At 69.9% G+C, this 21,321-nt stretch carries 17 protein-coding genes and 5 tRNA genes; 9 read left to right on the top strand and 13 right to left on the bottom strand.

From position 1 onward, the window contains the following. Nucleotides 1-28: 28 nt before the first annotated feature. From JYK04_RS29615 to JYK04_RS29575, 9 genes are all read right to left on the bottom strand, one after another. Nucleotides 29-101: transfer RNA gene (locus JYK04_RS29615), tRNA-Glu, on the bottom strand. Nucleotides 102-124: 23 nt separating this feature from the next. Next, a tRNA-Gln gene (locus tag JYK04_RS29610) sits at nucleotides 125-196 on the bottom strand. A gap of 24 nt (nucleotides 197-220) precedes the next feature. Then, nucleotides 221-293, bottom strand: a tRNA-Glu gene (locus JYK04_RS29605). Nucleotides 294-354: 61 nt separating this feature from the next. After that, nucleotides 355-427: transfer RNA gene (locus JYK04_RS29600), tRNA-Glu, on the bottom strand. A 27-nt stretch (nucleotides 428-454) separates the two neighbouring features. Next, nucleotides 455-526: transfer RNA gene (locus tag JYK04_RS29595), tRNA-Gln, on the bottom strand. 86 nt (nucleotides 527-612) lie between these two features. After that, on the bottom strand, nucleotides 613-1,341 hold the full coding sequence (locus tag JYK04_RS29590; RefSeq protein WP_189745466.1) for an HAD family hydrolase: 729 nt from the start codon (nucleotides 1,339-1,341) through the stop codon (nucleotides 613-615). Between the two features lie 167 nt (nucleotides 1,342-1,508). After that, complete coding sequence (gltX, locus tag JYK04_RS29585; protein ID WP_189745464.1) at nucleotides 1,509-2,984, bottom strand: glutamate--tRNA ligase; 1,476 nt, start codon at nucleotides 2,982-2,984, stop codon at nucleotides 1,509-1,511. After that, entirely contained in the window at nucleotides 2,977-3,783 is an 807-nt protein-coding gene (locus JYK04_RS29580) for a fumarylacetoacetate hydrolase family protein (protein ID WP_189745462.1), read from the bottom strand. Before JYK04_RS29580 ends, gltX begins: the two co-directional genes overlap by 8 nt. Before the next feature lie 97 nt (nucleotides 3,784-3,880). Then, complete coding sequence (locus tag JYK04_RS29575) at nucleotides 3,881-4,069, bottom strand: hypothetical protein (protein WP_030009260.1); 189 nt, start codon at nucleotides 4,067-4,069, stop codon at nucleotides 3,881-3,883. 579 nt (nucleotides 4,070-4,648) lie between these two features. Here JYK04_RS29575 and JYK04_RS29570 point away from each other — a divergent pair. From JYK04_RS29570 to JYK04_RS29535, 8 genes are all read left to right on the top strand, one after another. Further along, nucleotides 4,649-8,275 (top strand): sensor histidine kinase, encoded by a 3,627-nt coding sequence (locus tag JYK04_RS29570; protein WP_189745460.1) that lies wholly within the window; start codon nucleotides 4,649-4,651, stop codon nucleotides 8,273-8,275. A 9-nt stretch (nucleotides 8,276-8,284) separates the two neighbouring features. Then, nucleotides 8,285-8,698: a roadblock/LC7 domain-containing protein gene (locus JYK04_RS29565; protein ID WP_030708442.1), complete on the top strand. Its 414-nt coding sequence runs from the start codon at nucleotides 8,285-8,287 to the stop codon at nucleotides 8,696-8,698. 151 nt (nucleotides 8,699-8,849) lie between these two features. Continuing rightward, a complete protein-coding gene (locus tag JYK04_RS29560; RefSeq protein ID WP_030014827.1) occupies nucleotides 8,850-9,242 on the top strand; it encodes a DUF742 domain-containing protein in 393 nt (130 codons plus the stop codon). Beyond that, nucleotides 9,223-9,804 carry a GTP-binding protein gene (locus tag JYK04_RS29555; RefSeq protein ID WP_046776286.1) on the top strand — a complete coding sequence of 194 codons (582 nt, stop codon included), beginning with the start codon at nucleotides 9,223-9,225 and terminating at the stop codon, nucleotides 9,802-9,804. The genes JYK04_RS29560 and JYK04_RS29555 overlap by 20 nt, the downstream gene beginning before the upstream one ends. A 293-nt stretch (nucleotides 9,805-10,097) precedes the next feature. Then, complete coding sequence (locus JYK04_RS29550) at nucleotides 10,098-13,280, top strand: sensor histidine kinase (RefSeq protein WP_189748659.1); 3,183 nt, start codon at nucleotides 10,098-10,100, stop codon at nucleotides 13,278-13,280. 10 nt (nucleotides 13,281-13,290) lie between these two features. Further along, nucleotides 13,291-13,704 (top strand): roadblock/LC7 domain-containing protein, encoded by a 414-nt coding sequence (locus JYK04_RS29545; protein ID WP_030037347.1) that lies wholly within the window; start codon nucleotides 13,291-13,293, stop codon nucleotides 13,702-13,704. A gap of 93 nt (nucleotides 13,705-13,797) precedes the next feature. Beyond that, nucleotides 13,798-14,337 carry a DUF742 domain-containing protein gene (locus JYK04_RS29540; RefSeq protein ID WP_189748657.1) on the top strand — a complete coding sequence of 180 codons (540 nt, stop codon included), beginning with the start codon at nucleotides 13,798-13,800 and terminating at the stop codon, nucleotides 14,335-14,337. Next, nucleotides 14,318-14,902 carry a GTP-binding protein gene (locus JYK04_RS29535; protein ID WP_007266770.1) on the top strand — a complete coding sequence of 195 codons (585 nt, stop codon included), beginning with the start codon at nucleotides 14,318-14,320 and terminating at the stop codon, nucleotides 14,900-14,902. Before JYK04_RS29540 ends, JYK04_RS29535 begins: the two co-directional genes overlap by 20 nt. Before the next feature lie 186 nt (nucleotides 14,903-15,088). On the opposite strand, the gene JYK04_RS29530 is transcribed toward JYK04_RS29535, so the two are convergent. Continuing rightward, nucleotides 15,089-15,289, bottom strand: coding sequence for an acyl-CoA carboxylase subunit epsilon (locus JYK04_RS29530; RefSeq protein ID WP_189748744.1), 201 nt, complete (start codon nucleotides 15,287-15,289; stop codon nucleotides 15,089-15,091). Between the two features lie 23 nt (nucleotides 15,290-15,312). Next, complete coding sequence (locus JYK04_RS29525) at nucleotides 15,313-16,896, bottom strand: acyl-CoA carboxylase subunit beta (RefSeq protein WP_202185915.1); 1,584 nt, start codon at nucleotides 16,894-16,896, stop codon at nucleotides 15,313-15,315. 272 nt (nucleotides 16,897-17,168) lie between these two features. Between JYK04_RS29525 and JYK04_RS29520 the strand changes: the two genes are divergently transcribed. Further along, complete coding sequence (locus JYK04_RS29520; RefSeq protein ID WP_189748606.1) at nucleotides 17,169-17,786, top strand: YceI family protein; 618 nt, start codon at nucleotides 17,169-17,171, stop codon at nucleotides 17,784-17,786. A 40-nt stretch (nucleotides 17,787-17,826) separates the two neighbouring features. Here the strand turns inward: JYK04_RS29520 and JYK04_RS29515 are convergent, their stop codons facing one another. Together JYK04_RS29515 and cimA are read right to left on the bottom strand one after the other, a co-directional pair. Further along, complete coding sequence (locus tag JYK04_RS29515; protein WP_189748608.1) at nucleotides 17,827-19,185, bottom strand: hypothetical protein; 1,359 nt, start codon at nucleotides 19,183-19,185, stop codon at nucleotides 17,827-17,829. Between the two features lie 77 nt (nucleotides 19,186-19,262). Further along, nucleotides 19,263-20,891 carry a citramalate synthase gene (gene cimA / locus JYK04_RS29510; protein ID WP_189748610.1) on the bottom strand — a complete coding sequence of 543 codons (1,629 nt, stop codon included), beginning with the start codon at nucleotides 20,889-20,891 and terminating at the stop codon, nucleotides 19,263-19,265. Between the last annotated feature and the right edge of the window lie 430 nt (nucleotides 20,892-21,321).

Here is a 21,321-nt window from a genome sequence, read left to right as displayed (position 1 = left end):
GATGAACGCGGAGGGCCTCTTCCATGCGTACCCCCGACCGGATTCGAACCGGCGCTACCGCCTTGAGAGGGCGGCGTGCTAGGCCGCTACACAACGGGGGCTAGCTGGTGCTGCTGTTACTGCGCTGGGCTACCAGGACTCGAACCTAGAATAAGGGAACCAGAAACCCTCGTGTTGCCAATTACACTATAGCCCAAAGTGGTCTAGACCAGACCAACAGTACCCCCGACCGGATTCGAACCGGCGCTACCGCCTTGAGAGGGCGGCGTGCTAGGCCGCTACACAACGGGGGCCCTAGCGATCCTGCATCAAGACGTCCGGGTGCGACCCTGGAGATCTCGCGGGAAGGATCTGTACCCCCGACCGGATTCGAACCGGCGCTACCGCCTTGAGAGGGCGGCGTGCTAGGCCGCTACACAACGGGGGCAAAGCACTGCGTTACTGCTGCACTGCGCTGGGGTACCAGGACTCGAACCTAGAATAAGGGAACCAGAAACCCTCGTGTTGCCAATTACACTATACCCCACCAAAAGTCAACCCCTTACCGGGGCTTTTCTTCGGGTGGCGCCTCCGTCCGGCCTTTCGGCCCGCTCCGGCGGCGCAGAAAGAACATTACCGGATGCCTGACCGTGCTCCAAAACGGGTATCCCGTGCCAGCAGCTGCGGGAGCTGGTCGAGGTCCTCGATGCGGTGCGCGCCGTCGGGCCCGGGGCCCCGGCCGCCGTCGCGGTCGATCCAGACGGCCGTCAATCCGGCGTCACGCGCTCCCCGCGCGTCGATCTCCGGCTGGTCCCCCACGTACGCCACCTCGGCGGGCGGCAGCCCGAGCGCCTCGCACGCGGCCAGGAAGGCCCCCGCCTCGGGCTTGCTGACCCCGAGTTCGACGGCGCAGACCAGCACCTCGAAGCGGTCGCGCAGTCCGAGGTCGCGGAGCTTCGGGTCCTGGTTGGCGGTGGAGGAGTTGGAGAGCACCCCGTGCCGGTAGTCGGCCGCGAGGGCGTCCAGGGCGGGCACCACGTCGGGGAAGACGGTCCAGGCGGCCTTGTAGTGCTCCACGTACTGGTCGAACCAGGCGTCGGCCTCGCCTGCGGTCATCCCGGGCTCTTCCAGGAACTCGCGTACCCGCTCCTGCCGCTGCCCCTGGAAGGTGCCCTCGCCGGCCGCGAAGCGCGCCCAGTGCCGGTCGGTGATCTCCCGCCACAGCGCGAGCGCCTGCGCGGGGGTCCCGTACCGGCCCGCCAGGCCCGTGACTTCCACCTGCCGCGCCAGCCCGGCGGCGTCGGCACCCGTGTAGTCGAAGAGGGTGTCGTCGATGTCCCACAGCACGGCGCGGATCGGCATGCGCCCGAGCCTATGCCGAAGCGCCCTCCTGCGGGGGCGGGACGAAGAAGTCCGTGCGGAACCAGGTGGCCGGCCGGCAGCGGCCCGTGTGGCGGGCGGGACGCCGCAGGGGGCGGCGCCCGGAGGTCCGGGCGCCGCCCCCTGCGGGACGGACGGGTGCTGCCGGCCTAGGCGGCGAGCTTGGCCAGTGCCGCGTCGATACGGGCCAGCGAGCGCTCCTTGCCCAGGATCTCCAGGGACTCGAAGAGCGGCAGGCCGACCGTGCGGCCGGTCACGGCCACGCGGACCGGGGCCTGGGCCTTGCCGAGCTTGAGGCCGTGGGCCTCACCGGCGGTCAGGACGGCCTGCTTGAGGGACTCGGGGTCGGCCCAGTCCGCCGACTCCAGGCCCGCGCGCACCGTGGTGAGCAGCGCGGCCGGCTCCCCCTTCATCGCCTTGTCCCACGAGGCCTGGTCCTCCACCGGCTCCTTCAGGAACAGGAAGTCGACGTTGGCCGTGATGTCCGACAGGACGGTCACCCGGGTCTGGGCGTGCGGGGCGATCCGCGCCCAGGCCTCGGCGTCGAAGTCCTCGGGGGCCCAGTTGGCGTGCGGGGCCTGCAGCCACGGGGCGCAGGCGTCCGCAAAGGCCTTCGGGTCCAGCAGGCGGATGTGGTCGCCGTTGATCGACTCGGCCTTCTTCAGGTCGAAGCGGGCCGGGTTGGCGTTCACGCCGTCGATGTCGAACTTCGACACCATCTCCTCGATCGAGAAGACGTCCTGGTCCTTGGAGAAGGACCAGCCGAGGAGCGAGAGGTAGTTCAGCAGGCCCTCGGGGAGGAAGCCGCGCTCGCGGTACAGGTTGAGCGAGGCCTCGGGGTCGCGCTTGGAAAGCTTCTTGTTGCCCTCGCCCATCACGTACGGCAGGTGGCCGAAGGCGGGGGTGCTCTTGGCGACGCCCAGCTCGATCAGTGCGGCGTAGAGGGCGATCTGGCGGGGGGTCGAGGACAGCAGGTCCTCGCCTCGCAGGACGTGCGTGATCTCCATCAGCGCGTCGTCGACCGGGTTGACCAGCGTGTACAGCGGGGCACCGTTGGCCCGGACGATGCCGAAGTCCGGCACGTTCTCCGGGGTGAAGGTCAGCTCGCCGCGGACGAGGTCGGTGAAGGTGATCGGCGCGTCGGGCATCCGGAAGCGGACGATCGCCGGGCGGTGCTCGCCCTGGTACGCCTCGACCTGCACGGGGGTGAGCTCGCGGCAGTGGCCGTCGTACCCGGAGGGCTTGCCGGCGGCGCGGGCGGCCGCGCGGCGGGCGTCGAGCTCCTCGGTGGAGCAGTAGCAGTGGTACGCGTAGCCGCCGTCGAGCAGCTTCTTCGCGACGTCCGCGTAGATGTCCATGCGCTCGGACTGGCGGTACGGGGCGTGCGGCCCGCCGACCTCGGGGCCCTCGTCCCAGGTGAAGCCGAGCCAGCGCAGCGAGGCGAGCAGCTGGTCGTAGGACTCCTCGGAGTCACGGGCCGCGTCGGTGTCCTCGATGCGGAAGACGAACGTGCCGCCGTGGTGGCGGGCGAACGCCCAGTTGAAGAGTGCGGTCCGGACCAGGCCCACGTGGGGGTTGCCGGTCGGGGAGGGACAGAAACGTACGCGGACAGGTCCGTTAACCACGCTTGATCACCTTGTTGGTGAGAGTGCCGATGCCTTCGATGGTGACGGCGACCTCGTCGCCGACGTTGAGGGGGCCGACTCCGGCCGGGGTCCCCGTGAGGATGACGTCGCCGGGCAGCAGGGTCATGGCCTCGGAGATGTGGACGATCAGGTCCTCGATGGAGCGGACCATGTCACTGGTGCGGCCGAGCTGGCGCTGTTCGCCGTTGACCGTGCACTGGATGGTCAGGTCGCTCGGGTCCAGGTCGGTCTCGATCCAGGGGCCGAGGGGGCAGGCACTGTCGAAGCCCTTGGCCCGGGCCCACTGCTTCTCCCGCTGCTGGACGTCGCGCGCGGTGACGTCGTTGGCGCAGGTGTAGCCGAGGATGACGTCCTTGACGCGCTCCTTCGGGACCTCGCGGCACATACGGCCGATGACCACGGCGAGCTCAGCCTCGTGGTGGAGGTCCTGGGAGAAGGAGGGGTACGTGATCGGGTCGCCCGGGCCGACCACCGAGGTGGAGGGCTTGAAGAAGGTGATCGGGGCGTCGGGACGGCCTTGATCGTCAAAGATGGCGTTGCCGAGCTCCGCCGCGTGCTCCGCGTAGTTGCGGCCGATGGCCACGACCTTGTTCGGGAGCACGGGCGGCAGCAGTCGGACCTTGCTCATCGGGACCTTCGTGCCCGAGAGCTCGAAGTCCGCGAAGGGGATGCCCTTGATGATGTCGAGCACGAGCGTGGAGTCGTCGCCGGGGGCGCCGTCGCCCTCGACCGCGCCGAACGCGACGTTGCCGTCGATCGAGAACCTGGCGATGCGCACCTGTTGCGTCTGCCCCTCTGTATTTCCGCTGGCTGGAGTCTGCGGACCCCAGGCTAACGCGGCGGGCAGCGGCGCTTCACGTTCCTTTGCGGGGTGGCTACTCCGCGGCGGCGGCGACCGGCACGTTCATCAGGACGGTGCGGCGCGGGTTCGCGGTCTGCGTCGGCAGCTCGACGGCGTGCTCCGGGGTGGCCGGGGCCGCCTGCAGGTCCTCGGCGTCCTTGAGGTGCGCGAGGGTCGTGCGGCGGGGGTTGGCTATGTTGCGGAACATCGTCGTCGTCTTCATCGGAGTTCGGGGTCCTCGGTTCGATCTGTGAGTGTCGGCTGTCGCATGCACCAACCCTGGCGCCAACCCTTTAAGGGGCAAGGCTAAACATCTGAATCCCCCGGCGAACCGGGAAGTAATGGCCACGGCTGTGTGAGTTTGCTCACCCTTGACCCGACATTACCGGCATAATGGACAGTCAATTCCAACCCCCGAAACGGACATTGCGCCACTGAATGCTGCATTCCGCTCCTGATCATCTCGACTGGGACACCTTGACAGCCGCGTTGTTTGGATGGCGTAAGTCCGATTTCTACCGAATGCAGTCGCACATCGCGTAGCCCATCTGTCACAAGCCGTAACCGACTCTCCGGGCCGACACTCGCACCTTGTTGGAGATCCGCCACTGTGCTGGAATTCGCGGGACCGCCGCGGGAATGAGCCGGCGCGCAGGTGGCGCGACACCGCGCCGAGCGCGGTGGCAAGGAGAGGAAGACGCGCCGGTCACCGACGACCACCATGGGGCGGCAAGTGCCCCACGACTCGACACCGTCCCACCGGTCGCCCGGCGGGACGCCTGGTCCAGAGGTTGCGACGCTAGTGCAGGGACGATTCAAGAGGGATGGCAGCGCTGCGGCGGAGCAGGAGCCGCGCGGCGGGACCGACCGTGGCTCCTCGCCCCAGCACGCCCAGAACCGCGGGCCGGCTGTCGAAGGCGCAGGCCCCGACACCTCCGCCGCGGTGAAGGCGAAGGGCCGTGGGAAGTCCGTGAAGGCCAGGGTCAAGGCGAAAGCCGGACCCGCCGTGCCTGCCGGACCGGCTGAGCAGGACGAGGCGATACCGAAGGCCCCCAACGGGCCCGGTTCTCGTCTCGCCATGCAGAACTGGCGCATCAGCACGCGACTCGTGTCGCTGCTGACCCTGCCGGTCGTCGCCGCCACCACGCTCGGTGGTTTCCGTATCAACGACTCGCTCAACGACATCGCGCAGCTGGAGCACATGCAGCTGCTGACGACGATGACGCGACAGGCCACCAACCTGGCCGCCATGCTCCAGGAGGAGCGCGACCTCTCCGCGGGTCCGCTGTCCCTCTCCAAGGGCAAGACCACCAGCAGTGTCGACGTGGTCCGGCAGCAGACCGACACCGCCGCCAAGGCCTTCGCCGCGGCGACCGACAAGGTCGACAGCACGGGCGAGAAGGACGACACGCTCCGCTCGATCCGCAACAACGTCCTGCAGATCGGCCGCCAGCTCACCAACATCGAGACGATCCGCAGCCGGGCGTACGTCAACGGCGCCCAGCAGACCGTCAGTGAGTACAACGCGGTCATCGTCTCGCTGCTCTCGCTCTCCCAGGACATGGCGCAGGCCACGTCCAACCCGGAGATGATCAAGCGTACCCGTGCCCTGGCCGCGTTCTCCGCCGCCAAGGAGTACGCCTCCATCCAGCGCGCGATCATCGCCGCCTCGCTCCCCGACACCAATGAGCGCCAGGGTGAGCTGAAGGAGAACGACCGGCTCTACGCCCTCTCCGCCCAGAAGGGCGAGCAGCAGGCGAAGACGACCTTCGGACTCGTCTACCAGGGCCGGACCGAGGAGCTCCTCGCCGGTCTGGGCGACAGCAACTCCGAGATCTCCACCGCCGACGGCTACTCCCGCCGCGTCCTGGCCAGCCAGGACGCGTTCCTCCGGGAGAAGAACCGCTCCTGGCTCGACTGGTACGACGCCGACGGCACCAAGCTCCAGGCCATGAAGGTCATCGAGCTGACCCTGCTCGAGGAGATGGAGCAGAAGGCCCGTGAGCTGAAGAACGAGGCCCAGCAGGACGCCATCATCAACGGTGCCCTGATCCTCCTCGTCCTCGGTGTCTCCCTCGTCGGCGCCTTCGTCATGGCCCGCTCGATGATCCGCTCCCTGCGCCGTCTGCAGGACACCGCGACGCGCGTCGCGCAGGACCGGCTGCCCGAGCTCGTCAAGCAGCTGTCCGAGTCCGACCCGCAGGACGTGGACACGTCCGTGGAGTCGGTCGGTGTGCACACCCGCGACGAGATCGGCCAGGTGGCCGCGGCATTCGACGACGTGCACCGCGAGGCCGTCCGACTCGCTGCCGAGCAGGCCCTCCTGCGAGGCAACGTCAACGCGATGTTCACCAACCTCTCGCGCCGCTCGCAGGGCCTCATCCAGCGTCAGCTCTCGCTCATCTCCGAACTGGAGTCGCGCGAGGCCGACCCGGACCAGCTGTCCTCGCTCTTCAAGCTCGACCACCTCGCGACCCGCATGCGCCGTAACGGCGAAAACCTCCTCGTCCTCGCGGGCGAGGAGCCGGGCCGCCGGTGGACCCGCCCCGTCCCGCTGGTCGACGTGCTCCGTGCCGCCGCCTCCGAGGTGGAGCAGTACGAGCGCGTCGAGCTGGCCTCGGTGCCCGGCACCGATGTCGCCGGCCGCGTGGTCAACGACCTCGTGCACGTCCTCGCCGAGCTGCTGGAGAACGCCACCTCGTTCTCCTCCCCGCAGACCAAGGTCAAGGTCACCGGTCACGCGCTGCCCGACGGCCGCGTGCTCGTCGAGATCCACGACACCGGTATCGGCCTCTCCCCCGAGGACCTCGCCGCGATCAACGAGCGACTCGCGTCGCCGCCGACCGTGGACGTCTCCGTCTCCCGCCGCATGGGTCTGTTCGTGGTCGGCCGCCTGTCCCTGCGACACGGCATCCGCATCCAGCTGCGCCCCTCCGACTCGGGCGGTACGACGGCCCTCGTCATGCTGCCGGTGGACGTCGCCCAGGGCGGCAAGAAGCCGGCTCCGATGCCGGGCCAGGGTGGCCCCGGCGGTGCTCCGGGTGCTCCCGGTGCGCAGGGTGCCGTGGGTGGCCCGGCCGCACGTCCGTCCGTGGGCTCGGGCCCGCAGCGCGGTCAGGTCGCCGGTGGCGGCCAGCGCGCCGCTCTGCCGGGCCGCGACGGCGCCGCCGGCCAGCGTCCGCAGGGCGGTCGCCCGCAGCAGGGTGGTCCCGGTGCTCCCGGTGGCCGTCCGCAGCAGGGTCCGACCACCGCGGGCCAGGGCCAGGGCGCCTTCGGTTCCGGTGCGCCGCTGCCGGCCCGCGGCCCGGTCCCCAGTCCCGGATTCGGTGGTGGCCCGCAGGCCCGTCCGGCCTCCGGTCCGACCGGCTACCCGCAGGGCAACGGCTTCGAGCGACCCCAGCAGCCCCAGCCGCAGCAGGCGCAGCAGCAGCCCCAGCAGCCGGCCGCTCCCGCGGCACCGGCTTCGAACGGCCCCCGGCCGCAGCTGCCGCCGCGCGGTGGCGCTCCCCGTGCGGAGCTCCCCGGGCCGCAGACCACCAGCTGGGGCAGCGACCAGGCGCGCGGTCACGACGAGCTCTCGGGCCCCGGCTCGACCGCCGAGTTCGCCCGCCCGGACTTCAACGCCCCGATGCCCCAGGCGGACGGCGGCAACAGCACGACCGGACAGTTCGAGCGTCCGGACGTGCGGGGCCCCATGAACCCGTCCACCACCGGACAGTTCGAGCGCCCGGGCTACCAGCCCCAGCGTCCGGGCGGCCCCGGTGTCGGCGGCTACGCCCCGCAGCAGCCCCAGGCCCAGGCTCCGCAGGCCGGCAACGGGTACGCACCCGTACCGCCCGCGCGGCCCGAGACCCCGCGGCTGCCGCAGGCCCACCGGCCGGAGGCGCTGCCCCCGGCCCAGAGCCCCGGCGAGGCCCGCAGCCCGATCTTCGACACCCTGGAGTCGAACTGGTTCCGCGAGGAGGGGCAGCAGCCCCCCGCGCAGGGACCGGGCGCGGCGATCCCCCAGCAGGGCCAGCAGTCGCAGCAGTCCGCTCCGGCGCCGCAGCAGCAGCCGCTGCCGCAGCGCGGCCAGGAGCAGGCGGCCGAGTCCGCGGCCACGGCGACCGGCGCCATGCCGACCGTCAGCTGGAAGTCCTCGCCGAACGACGAGCTGATGCGGCAGGCGGAGCGCGTGCGCCAGCCCGCCGCCGGCGGCATCACGACCTCGGGGCTGCCCCGCCGGGTCCCGCGGGCGAACCTCGTGGCCGGCACCGCGCAGCAGCAGGCCGAGGCGCAGTCGGGTCCGCAGGTCTCGCGGGCGCCGGACGACGTCCGTGGCCGTCTGACCAACCTCCGACGCGGTATCCAGCAGGGCCGTCAGGCCGGCAACAACGGACCGGCGACCGGCAGTTACCACATCGACCCCACTTACCAGCAGGAGCGTTAGTTGAGTTCGATGAGCCAGGCGGCACAGAACCTGAACTGGTTGATCACCAACTTCGTGGACAACACCCCTGGGGTGTCGCACACGGTGGTGGTCTCCGCCGACGGACTCCTTCTGGCGATGTCCGAAGGATTCCCCCGCGACCGCGCCGATCAGCTGGCGGCCGTGGCCTCCGGACTGACCTCGCTGACCGCCGGTGCCTCCCGTATCTTCGAGGGTGGCGCCGTCAACCAGACCGTGGTCGAGATGGACCGGGGATTCCTCTTCCTCATGTCCGTCTCGGACGGATCCTCGCTGGCCGTACTGGCGCACCCCGAGTGCGACATCGGCCTCGTGGGCTACGAGATGGCTCTTCTGGTGGATCGCGCGGGCAGTGTCCTCACTCCGGACCTGCGTGCCGAACTGCAGGGAAGTCTGCTCGGCTGACTTCCCACTCTCCCGGCCGGACGGTACTACCGGCCGGGAGATCGGGGCCCCGCCCCGGAATCCAGTACTCCCGCCAGGCCGTCATCCCGTCCCCCCACCGGCCGCCCCGTAAGACGGCACGCTGACCACTGCTGTCCAGCCCGGAGGATCAATGACCCCGCCCCCCGCCTACTCCGATTCGTACGGAGACTCGTACTCGGAAGGCGATCAGCCGCTGGTGCGTCCGTACGCGATGACCGGCGGCCGGACCCGGCCCCGCTACCAGCTCGCCATCGAGGCGCTGGTCAGCACCACCGCCGATCCGATGCACCTGTCCGGCCTGCTCCCGGAGCACCAGCGCATCTGCACGCTGTGCCGCGAGGTCAAGTCGGTCGCCGAGGTCTCCGCACTGCTGTCGATGCCGCTCGGTGTCGCCCGGATCCTCGTCGCCGACCTGGCGGAGGCCGGAATGGTGGCCATCCACCAGCCGGGCAATGGAGAGGCCGGCGGCACGCCGGATGTAACGCTGCTCGAAAGGGTGCTCAGTGGCCTTCGGAACATCTAGCGGAGCGGCTCCCCGCTCCACCACCTCCGCGAAGATCGTGGTGGCGGGCGGCTTCGGCGTGGGCAAGACCACGTTCGTCGGAGCCGTGTCGGAGATCAACCCGCTGCGCACCGAAGCCGTGATGACCAGCGCCTCGGCCGGGATCGACGACCTCACCCACACCGGTGACAAGACGACGACCACGGTCGCCATGGACTTCGGCCGCATCACGCTGGACCAGGACCTGATCCTGTACCTCTTCGGTACCCCGGGCCAGGACCGCTTCTGGTTCATGTGGGACGACCTCGTCCGCGGCGCCATCGGTGCGATCGTGCTCGTGGACACCCGCCGTCTCGCCGACTGCTTCCCCGCGGTCGACTACTTCGAGAACAGCGGCCTGCCGTTCGTCGTGGCCCTCAACGGCTTCGAGGGGCACCAGCCCTACACGCCGGAGGAGGTCCGCGAGGCGCTGCAGATCGGCCCCGGTGCTCCGATCATCACCACCGACGCCCGCCACCGCGCGGACGCCAAGAGCGCGCTCATCACGCTCGTCGAGCACGCGCTGATGGCGCGGCTCAAGTAACACGGTTTCAGTTGTCGCGCGGGAGGGGCGGGCTGTGTCCTACGACACGGCCCGCCCCTGTCGTTCATAACGTTTCGACAGAGAATTGCAGCCACTTGGCAACGGGGTGCGGTCGCCTGGTACCACTACGCGCACAACTGCCCCCGTTTTTGCCGCAGGACGCTCTTTATGTCCGGTTTATGTAGGGCATAAGCTTCTGGGTGTGGCCGGTTTCAACTGTTTGGAACACGGCCGTTAACCGTGCTGGAATTCAACGAACTAGCTAGTAGCACCGCCGAGAGGTTGTTGGTCGAGTGAGGCGAAGCATCGCAAGCCCCGCGGATGAACCCGCGCGCGGCAACTTCACCCCGCCGCCGCGAGCGGCCGCGTCGCCCGTCGACGTGCCCGTGGACCCGCCCGCGAGCAGCGGGAGCAGCAGCAGGTTCTCGCCCCGCAACTGGCGTGTGCCGACCCGTCTGAACGCCATCCTGCTCGTGCCGGCCCTCGTGGGCCTGGTCATGGGCGGCTTCCAGGTGAAGGGCTCGATCGACACCTGGAACGAGGCCAAGGACGCCGAGAAGATAGCCACGGTCGTCCAGGCGGCCTCGGGCTACAGCCAGGCACTGCTCAACGAGCGTGACCTGACCGCCGAGCCCCTCCTGAACGGCCAGACGAAGGACCCGAAGGTTCTCAAGGCCTACGCGGACACCACCGCGGCCAAGGAGAGGTTCGACAAGGCCGTCAAGGACATGCCGAAGAACCTCGGCCTGGAGCGGCGCCTGGACCTCTTCCGCGCGGAGGAGCCCAAGCTGGACGCCGTACGCGAGAAGGCGTACGTGGCGGCGCTGGAGAGCCCGAAGAAGGATCTGCCCAGGACGGCCGGCCCCATCCCGACCGAAGAGGGCTATGTGCTGGTCCAGCACTACCTCATGCAGTTCGCCAACGAGCTCGGCCTCGGCACCGGCAACGTGACCTCGTACGGCCGCATGGTCTACGCGATCCAGCTGGCCAAGGCGGCGAACTCGCTGCAGCGCGCCGTCGGTACGCACCTGCTGGTGCGCCCGAGCAACGACGAGAACACCCGCAAGGCCCAGCTCGTCGCCTTCTCCTCCTACGCCTACCTCGAAGAGATCGCCATCGGCGAGTACGTCGCGGCGGGTACCGAGGACGACGTGAACCGCCTCAAGGCGGTCATGGCCAAGAAGTCCGAAGAGGGCCAGGCCAAGATCGCCGACGCGAAGCACCAGGCCGAGCAGGCCGGTGTCCGCTTCCAGCCGCCGCCCACGGTCAACAACTCGCCGCTCCTCGGCATGACCGAGGCGATCGCCAACAGCGAGAGCAAGAAGAAGCTTTCCGAGACCGGCGCGACCCCCGCCTTCTGGCAGGCCGCCGCCACCGCGAAGTTCGACGGGTACGACGAGGTCGAGAAGGAACTCCTCGACAAGGCCGTCAAGGACGCCGTCGCGGTCTCCGACGACGCCCGCACCGACGCGATCGTCAACGGCGCCATCGTCGTCGTGGCCCTGCTCGCCGCCTTCATCCTCGCCGGCATGATGGCCCGCCAGATGGGCCGCGCGATGGCCCGCCTGCGCACCGCCGCCTTCGACATCGCCGAGCAGCGCCTGCCGATGCTCGTCGACCAGCTCTCGCGCACCGATCCCGGCAAGGTGGACACCCGTGTCCTCCCGATCCCCATCGACTCCCAGGACGAGATCGGCGAGGTCGCCCGCGCCTTCGACCAGGTCCACCGGGAAGCGGTACGGCTCGCGGCCGAGCAGGCGCTCCTGCGAGGGAACGTCAACGCGATCTTCACCAACCTCTCCATGCGCAACCAGTCGCTGATCGAGGGCCAGCTGACCCTCATCACCGACCTGGAGAACAACGAGGCGGACCCGGACCAGCTGGAGAACCTCTTCCGCCTGGACCACCTGGCCACCCGTATGCGCCGCAACGGCGAGAACCTCCTCATCCTCGCGGGCGAGGAGCCGGGCCGCCGCTGGGACCAGCCGGTCCCGCTGGTCGACGTGCTGCGCGCCGCCTCCTCCGAGGTGGAGCAGTACGAGCGCATCGAGCTCTCCGGCGTCTCGGAGGCCGAGATCCACGGCCAGGCCGTGACCGACCTCGTGCACCTGCTCGCCGAGCTCCTGGAGAACGCCACCACGTTCTCCTCCCCGCAGACCAAGGTCCGCGTCAACGCCACGCGTCTGCCCGACGGCCGCGTGATGGTCGAGATCCACGACAAGGGCATCGGCCTCACCGCCGAGGACTTCGCGGACATCAACCACAAGCTGGCCAACCCGCCGACCGTGGACGCCGCGATCTCGCAGCGCATGGGTCTGTTCGTGGTCGGCCGGCTGGCGGACCGCCACAGCATCCGCGTCCAGCTGCGCCCCTCGGGCGAGGCCGCCGGCACCACCTCGCTGGTCATGCTCCCCGACGCCATCACCCACGGTGGCGGTGGCGAGGGCATCCCGGACGACGACTTCACGGTCTCGCAGATCATCCCGGAGCAGCAGGCCCAGCAGGCCGCCCCGCTGCGCACGGCCGCCGAGCTCGGCTTCGACGACTCGCGGTACGACCAGCAGAGCCCTGACGGCCCCCCTGCCGACCCGGTCGGCCGGTCCCTGGGCCAGCAGGAGCGCCGGGCCGCGCTGGCGGCCCAGGTGGGTTACCCGCAGGAACAGCAGCAGTACCCCGCCCAGGACTATCCGGAACCTCAGCCGGAGCACGGGTACCAGGAGTACCAGGGCTACGAGCAGCAGTCCGAGCAGGCCTACGACACCTCCTACGAGGCACAGCAGGCGCAGCAGGGCTACGAGGCGTACCCGCAGCAGGACTACGGCTATACGGAAGACGGTTACCCGGACCAGCAGCCGGCCACCCAGGGCTACGACAATGGTTTCGAAGCCGGGCAGGCGCAGGCCGAATGGCCCGAACAGAACACGTATCCGGCTGCCTACCAGCAGGATTACGGGACTGAATCGGAATCCCAGGCCGTCCCCGAACCGGCTCCGGAGCGCGTAGGCTTCGACCGTCCGGGTGCCGCTGCCGACACCGGTCACGCGATGACCGGAGCGGGCCTGCCGCGACGCGGCAGCCAGCAGCAGTGGCCGTCCGGGAAGCAGGAAGCGGAGTCCACCGGATCCCTCTTCGAACAGCGGTCGCCGCGTCAGCAGCAGCCCGCCGTGACGGAGCAGGCGCCGGAGGAAACTGAAGGCACCGCCGCCTGGCGTTCGCGCAACGACGAACGCTGGCAGCAGGCCGGAAAGCTCCGTGAGCCGAAGGCGGGCGGGATCACCCCGTCCGGTCTCCCTCGGCGAGTGCCCAAGGCCAACCTGGTCGAGGGCGCAGCGGAGACGACCCCGCAGGGCGGCCCCCAGGTCTCCCGCGCTCCGGAGGACGTCCGCGGCAGGTTGAGCAACCTGCGGCGCGGTGTCCAGCAAGGACGCAGCGCGGGTTCTGAGCAGTCAAGTAACAGCTATGACCAGGAGCGTTAGTGTGAGCCCGATGAGCCAGGCGGCACAGAACCTGAACTGGTTGATCACCAACTTCGTGGACAACACCCCTGGGGTGTCGCACACGGTGGTGGTCTCCGCCGACGGCCTTCTTCTGGCGATGTCCGACGGATTTCCGCGCGACCGCGCCGATCAGCTGGCGGCCGTGGCCTCCGGACTGACCTCGCTGACCGCCGGTGCCTCTCGCATCTTCGAGGGTGGCGCCGTCAACCAGACCGTGGTCGAGATGGACCGGGGATTCCTCTTCCTCATGTCCGTCTCCGACGGATCGTCCCTCGCGGTGCTCGCGCACCCGGAGTGCGACATCGGCCTCGTGGGCTACGAGATGGCTCTTCTGGTGGATCGCGCGGGCAGTGTCCTCACTCCGGATCTGCGTGCCGAGCTGCAAGGAAGTCTTCTCAACTAGCAGACAGGCAGTGCGTTTCGCGCCATCGCACCATAGGGTGCGGTGGCGCGGTTCCACAGGGAGTACTGCGTTCTTGGAGTCGGAGGAGGAAACGTGACAACACCCGGAGGACATCCTTATGGCGGCGCGCAGCAGCCGCAGGGTGGGCACGACCAGAACCGCTTCAACTTTCCCTCGGCACCGAGCCGGCCCGTGCCGGAGCAGAATCCCTACCAGCAGCAGCAGTACGGACAGCCCCAGATGCCTCCGCAGCAGCCGCCGCGCGCCGCGCGCCAGCCTGCTCCGAAGGCTCACAACCCACTGGTGCGTCCGTACGCGATGACCGGCGGCCGTACTCGGCCGCGCTACCAGCTCGCCATCGAGGCGCTGGTCAGTACCACGGCGGATCCCGCGCGTCTGCAAGGGCAGTTGCCCGAGCACCAGCGCATCTGCCGCCTGTGCCAGGAGATCAAATCCGTAGCGGAGATCTCGGCACTTCTCTCCATTCCTCTTGGTGTCGCCCGCATCCTCGTCGCCGACCTGGCGGAGGCGGGCCTTGTCGCCATTCACCAGCCCGGCGGCGACGAGTCTGCCGGTGGCCAGCCAGACGTGACACTGCTCGAAAGGGTGCTCAGTGGACTTCGCAAGCTCTAACGGCGGAGCGGCTCCCCGCTCCACCACCTCCGCGAAGATCGTGGTGGCGGGCGGCTTCGGCGTGGGCAAGACCACGTTCGTCGGCGCGGTCTCCGAGATCAACCCGCTGCGCACCGAAGCCGTGATGACCAGCGCCTCGGCCGGGATCGACGACCTCACCCACACCGGTGACAAGACGACGACCACGGTCGCCATGGACTTCGGCCGCATCACGCTCGACCAGGACCTGATCCTGTACCTCTTCGGTACCCCGGGCCAGGACCGCTTCTGGTTCATGTGGGACGACCTCGTCCGCGGCGCCATCGGCGCCGTCGTGCTCGTGGACACCCGCCGTCTCGCCGACTGCTTCCCCGCCGTCGACTACTTCGAGAACAGCGGCCTGCCGTTCGTCATCGCCCTCAACGGCTTCGACGGACACCAGCCCTACACGCCGGAGGAAGTCCGCGAGGCCCTGCAGATCGGCCCGGACGCCCCGATCATCACCACCGACGCCCGCCACCGCGCGGACGCCAAGAGCGCGCTCATCACGCTCGTCGAGCACGCGCTGATGGCGCGCCTGCGGTAGCAGCCCCGCCGCACCCGACAGGCCCCTGTGTCACACGACGCGGGGGCCTTCGCCATGGGCGGGGTCCCGGGGACGGCTTCTCGGCCTCCCGCGCGCCTCAGGGGCCCCGTGCGGCCGCCGTCCTGGGCGGTGGTACGAGGAAGGCCCCGCACCCTGATGGGTGCGGGGCCTTCTGGGCTCGGGAACTCAGCCCTGCCAGCTGTGCGGGGCGCGGAAGCCGGGCGTGCGCTCCAGGCGGCGCCAGCCGGCCTGGCCGGGCACGCGCGCCGGGGTCTCCTCGGGCGTGGCTGCGGCGCGGGCGAGCAGGATCGCAGTGATCGCGGCCAGCTCCTCGGGCCGGGCGTTGCCCTTTTCGACGCGCAGCAGGGTGTCAGTGGCGGTGGTCATGTGGTGGCAGGTCTCCTTCGCGGTTACTGCGGCGGGTTGCCGTGCTTGCGGGACGGCAGATCGGCGTGCTTGTTGCGGAGCATCGCGAGGGCGCTGACGAGCACCTCGCGGGTCTCGGCGGGGTCGATGACGTCGTCGACGAGGCCGCGCTCGGCCGCGTAGTACGGGTGCATCAGTTCGGCCTTGTACTCCTTGACCATGCGGACGCGCATGGCCTCGGGGTCCTCGGCGTCCGCGATCTGCTTGCGGAAGATGACGTTGGCCGCGCCCTCGGCGCCCATCACGGCGATCTCGTTGGTCGGCCAGGCGTAGGTGATGTCGGCACCGATGGACTGGGAGTCCATGACGATGTACGCGCCGCCGTAGGCCTTGCGCAGGATCAGCGAGATCCGCGGGACGGTGGCGTTGCAGTACGCGTACAGCAGCTTGGCGCCGTGGCGGATGATGCCGCCGTGCTCCTGGTCGACGCCCGGCAGGAAGCCGGGGACGTCCAGCAGGGTGATGATCGGGATGTTGAAGGCGTCGCACATCTGGACGAAGCGCGCGGCCTTCTCGGAGGCCTCGATGTCCAGGACACCGGCGAGGTGGCCGGGCTGGTTGGCGACGATGCCGACGACCTGGCCGTTCAGCCGGGCCAGGGCGCAGATGATGTTGCGGGCCCACCGCTCGTGGATCTCCAGGACGTCGCCGTCGTCGACGAGCTCCTCGATGACCTTGAGCATGTCGTACGGGCGGTTGCCGTCCGCGGGGACCAGGTCCAGCAGGACTTCGCTGCGGCGGTCCGCGGGGTCGCTCGTCTCGTGGACGGGCGGGTTCTCGCGGTTGTTGGAGGGCAGCATCGAGATGAGGTACCGGACCTCGGAGATGCAGGTCTCCTCGTCGTCGTACGCGAAGTGCGCGACGCCGGAGGTCTCGGCGTGCACGTCGGCGCCGCCGAGGCCGTTCTGGGTGATCTCCTCGCCGGTCACCGCGCGGACCACGTCCGGGCCGGTGATGAACATCTGCGAGGTCTCCCGGACCATGAACACGAAGTCCGTGAGGGCCGGGGAGTAGGCGGCGCCACCGGCGCAGGGGCCCAGCATGACCGAGATCTGCGGGATGACGCCCGAGGCCTTGGTGTTGCGCTGGAAGATGCCGCCGTAGCCGGCCAGCGCCGAGACGCCCTCCTGGATACGGGCGCCGGCGCCGTCGTTCAGGGAGACCAGCGGGGCACCGGCCGCGATGGCCATGTCCATGATCTTGTGGATCTTCGTGGCGTGGGCCTCGCCCAGGGCGCCGCCGAAGATGCGGAAGTCGTGCGCGTAGACGAAGACCGTGCGGCCCTCGACCGTGCCCCAGCCGGTGATGACACCGTCGGTGTAGGGCTTCTTGTTCTCCAGGCCGAACCCGGTCGCCCGGTGGCGGCGGAGCTGCTCGACCTCCCGGAAGGAACCTTCGTCGAGCAGCAGCGCGATGCGCTCACGGGCGGTCAGCTTGCCCTTGGCGTGCTGGGTCTCGGTCGCGCGGTCGCTGGGGCCGCGCCTCGCCTGCTCGCGCAGGGAGTGCAGCTCGGCCACGCGCCCACGGGCGTCCGTCGGCTCGCTCGGGGTCTGGTCCACAACGGTCATGTACCGACCTTACGAAGATCGCGATGAAAAACCTCCGTTCATTCCTCACAGTCTCGGAAGACTTCCGCTGTCCGGCCCGCACAGTACGCCCAGTGGATGTAGGGACTCCGCCAGACGAGGCGCTCGCCCGTTGTGGGACCTTCACAAAATGACCTGACACCCCGCCTAGATGTTGAAATTTGAACGGAATAGGTCTAGCGTCGTTCCCGTTGAAGTCGTTGAAGATTCAACAGATTCTTCAGACCGAGCAGTACACCACCGAGGAGCAAGTCATGGGTCTCTTCACCCGCCGCAGCCAGAACGTGAACGTCCGGGACGGCGCCGTCGCCACCCTGGAAGTGGACCCGGCGCTCGCCGCGCTCACCGGGGACTACGTCATCGACCCCGCCCACAGCAGCATCGGCTTCACCGTCCGCCACGCCATGGTCACCAACGTCCGCGGAGCCTTCACCGAGCACGAGGGGAGCCTGCACCTGGACGGCGCCGACCCGTCCCGCTCCACCGCCTCCATCGACGTGAAGATCGCCTCCGTCGACACCGGCATCGCCGACCGCGACGGCCACCTGCGCAGCGGGGACTTCTTCGACGCCGAGGCCTTCCCGCTGATGACCTTCCGCTCCACCGAGGCGCGTCAGCTCGGCGGGGACACCTACCGCATCACCGGTGAGCTGACCATCAAGGACGTCACCCGCCCGCTCTCCATCGACCTGGAGTTCAACGGCTCGGCCACCGACCCGTACGGCAACGAGCGCGTCGGCTTCGAGGGATCCACCGAGATCCTGCGCTCCGACTGGGGCCTGACGTGGAACGCCGCCCTGGAGGCCGGCGGTGTGATGGTCAGCGACAAGGTGAAGCTGACCTTCGACATCTCGGCCATCAAGCAGGCCTGACGGACGGGCTCCCCGGACTCCCGGAACCGGGGGCGGCCCCCTAGAAGCCGCCCCCGCCGTCGAAGCCGCCGCCCCCGTCGAACCCTCCGCCGCCGAAGTCCCCGCCGCCGAAGTCGGACGGGTCGAAGCCGGCCCCGGAGACGTCCCCGCCCTCGAAGCCGCTGCCCATGCCGCCGCCGAAGTCCGAGGCGTAGGCGGGGCTGGACATCATCGAACCGAGCATCGTGCCCACCAGCAGGCCGGGCAGGATGCCGCCGCCGAAGTACCCGCCGGCCCAGGGACCGTACGCCGGGCCGGCGTCGTAGTACGGCCGCGGCCCGCGCTCGGTATCGACCGTGCGGACCGCCGGGTCCAGGCCGTCGCGCAGCCGTACGGCGTCCGCCGTGCAGACCGGCACGGTACGAGCCGCCCCGCCGGCCGGAGCCCAGGCGGCGTCCTCGGTGCTCGGCCCGTGGCGCGGGTCGAAGAAGCAGGGCGAGCGGCGTTCGGGAAGCGGCCTGCCCTGCCGGCGCGCGTCGAGGGTGGCCAACGCGAAGCGGCCGTCCTCCAGCGCCTGGGTGACGCCCTTGACCTCGTCGGGCCGCTGGACCGAGGCCATGATCTGCTTGGCCTTCTCGTACGAGTCGAGCCCCTGCTCGTAGTCCCCCCGCATGGCGTCGTCGGCGCCGGGCTCGCCGGGGTGGAAGTCGAGCCGTTCGAGCTCCTCACCGAAGGCCGTGATGTCCTCGTCGACGACCACGCTCAGCCGGGCGATGGCCTCGCGCCGGGCCTCCTCCTTCTTCTTCCGGTTGCGGCGGACCAGCGCGTACGCACCGCCGCCGCCCACCACGGCCACCGCGCCGAGGGCGATCAGTCCGCCGACCGGGGCGCTCCGGTCGGCTCCGGTCGTGCCCCAGGAGGCGGGGGCGCTGCCCCCGACCTGGGTCAGGGCCTGGTCCACGAAGTTGTTGAGCTGCGTGTTCGCGTTCACCGGTGCGCCGGTCTTCACGGCCTCGGTGAGGTTGCGTACGGCGTTGCGCGGCATGACCGCCTTGTCGGCGCCGGCGTCGAAGCCGTCACCGAGCCGGATCGCGTAGAGCCCGGTGATCCCGGTCTCGGCCCGGACCGCGCCGAGCACCTTGTCGGCGGGGAACTCGGCGGTGGCCGGCAGCACGGCCACGAACACCGGCTTCCCGGCGTCCTTGATCTTCTTCGCGAGCGCGTCCGCCTGGACCGTGGACAACTGCGCCTCGGCCCCGGGGGCGACGTAGACCGGGCCCTTCTCGAGGGCCTCCCCCACGGCGGCGACCCCCTCGGCCGCCGAAGCCGGCGGCGCGGCGACGAGGGCGGTCGTCGCCAGCGCCAGCAGCAGACCGGAGAGCAGCGGTCCGAAGCGCACGGATATCAGCCTGGTCCTCATATCCATGACGCTACCGGAACCGATACTTTCCCGTGTGAGCTGGACATAAGGGCCTTGCCGGGCGGGAGTCCGGCGGGCTACTCGGCGGGTTCGACGCCCGCGTGCAGCAGGCCGTAGGTGAACGCGTCCTCCAGGGCCTGCCAGGACGCCGCGATCACGTTCGGGGCCACGCCGACCGTGGACCACTCGCGTTCGCCGTCCGTCGTGGCGACCAGCACGCGGGTCGTGGACTCCGTGCCGTGCGTGCCCTCCAGGATGCGGACCTTGTAGTCGACGAGCTCGAACTTGGCGAGCTGCGGGTAGAACCGCTCCAGCGCCACCCGCAGCGCGCGGTCCAGCGCGTTGACCGGGCCGTTGCCCTCCGCCGTGGCGACGATCCGCTCGCCCTTGGCCCACAGCTTGACCGTGGCCTCGTTGGCGTGGGTGCCGTCCGGGCGGTCCTCGATGATGGCCCGCCACGACTCGATGCGGAAGTACTTGCGGGCGCGGCCCTCGGCCTCGGCGCGCAGCAGCAGCTCGAAGGAGGCGTCGGCCGCCTCGTAGGTGTAGCCCTGAAGCTCGCGCGCCTTGACCCGCTCCACGACCCGGGAGATCAGCGCGCGGTCCCCGCCGAGGTCGACGCCGAGCTCCTTGCCCTTGAGCTCGATGGAGGCGCGGCCGGCCATGTCGGAGACCAGCATCCGCATGGTGTTGCCGACGCGCTCGGGGTCGATGTGCTGGTAGAGGTCCGGGTCGACCTTGATGGCCGAGGCGTGCAGGCCCGCCTTGTGCGCGAAGGCGGAGACGCCGACGTAGGGCTGGTGCGTGGAGGGGGTGAGGTTCACGACCTCGGCGATCGCGTGCGAGATCCGGGTCATCTCGGCGAGCGCCCCGTCGGGAAGCACCTTGCGCCCGTACTTGATCTCCAGGGCGGCGACGACGGGGAAGAGGTTGGCGTTGCCGACCCGCTCGCCGTACCCGTTCGCCGTGCACTGGACGTGGGTGGCGCCCGCGTCCACCGCGGCCAGGGTGTTGGCGACGGCGCAGCCGGTGTCGTCCTGGGCGTGGATGCCCAGGCGGGCGCCGGTGTCGGCGAGGACGGTGGCGACGGTGGCGGTCACCTGGGCGGGCAGCATGCCGCCGTTGGTGTCGCAGAGGATGACCACGTCGGCGCCGGCCTCGTGGGCGGTGCGTACGACGGACTTGGCGTACTCCGGGTTGGCCCGGTAGCCGTCGAAGAAGTGCTCGCAGTCGACGAAGACGCGGCGGCCCTGGGCGACCAGGTGGGAGACGGTGTCGCGGACCATCTCCAGGTTCTCGTCGAGGGTGGTGCGCAGGGCGAGCTCGACGTGCCGGTCGTGGGACTTGGCGACGAGCGTGATGACCGGGGCGCCGGATTCCAACAGGGCCCGCACCTGCGGGTCCTGGGCGGCCGCTCCGCCCGCGCGCCGGGTCGCGCCGAAGGCGACCAGCTGGGCGTTCTTGAAAGTGATCTCCGCGCGGGCACGGGAGAAGAACTCGGTGTCACGGGGGTTGGCGCCGGGCCAGCCGCCCTCGATGAAGCCCACTCCGAAGTCGTCCAGATGCCGGGCGATCGTCAGCTTGTCGGCGACGGTGAGGTTGATGCCCTCGCGCTGGGCGCCGTCGCGCAGGGTGGTGTCGAAGACGTGGAAGCCGTCGTCCAGGCCTTCTGACAGCACAGTTGCCGCCTCTGGTGTCGTCGTCATGCTGATCTGACTCCTGTCGGATGAGTGGTTCCGGATATGCCCGGCATCCACTGCCCCCATCATCGCGCGCGGTCCGGTCCCGGCAGGGATGGTCCGGGAAACGAAAAAACCCCTCGCGGGTAGCGAGAGGTCTGCGCGCGGGTCCGAGGCACGGTGGCCGCTTCCGCGAAGTTCTTCCACGGTTCAGCGGCCACTGGGGACCGGCGCGCTGCTGGCGATAATCATGAGCTGAGCAGGCACGCTGGCAGTGTGCCACAACGCCCGCCGCGGATGGACAGGCATCTCAGCATGCGGGCATCCCACGCGCGGGCGGCCCACCGCTGAAACGCCCGGGGCTCGGATCAGGGCCGGCCCGTCGCGACGACCGGCCGTGTGGTCCCGCTGCTCCGGACGGCCCACGCCTGCGGCACGGCCCCCGGCCCTGGCGCCC

The sequence above is a fragment of the Streptomyces nojiriensis genome, from assembly GCF_017639205.1.
GTDB classification, from domain to species: domain Bacteria; phylum Actinomycetota; class Actinomycetes; order Streptomycetales; family Streptomycetaceae; genus Streptomyces; species Streptomyces nojiriensis.
Note: the sequence above shows the minus strand (reverse complement) of the source record. Positions and strands in the feature narration are given on the sequence as shown.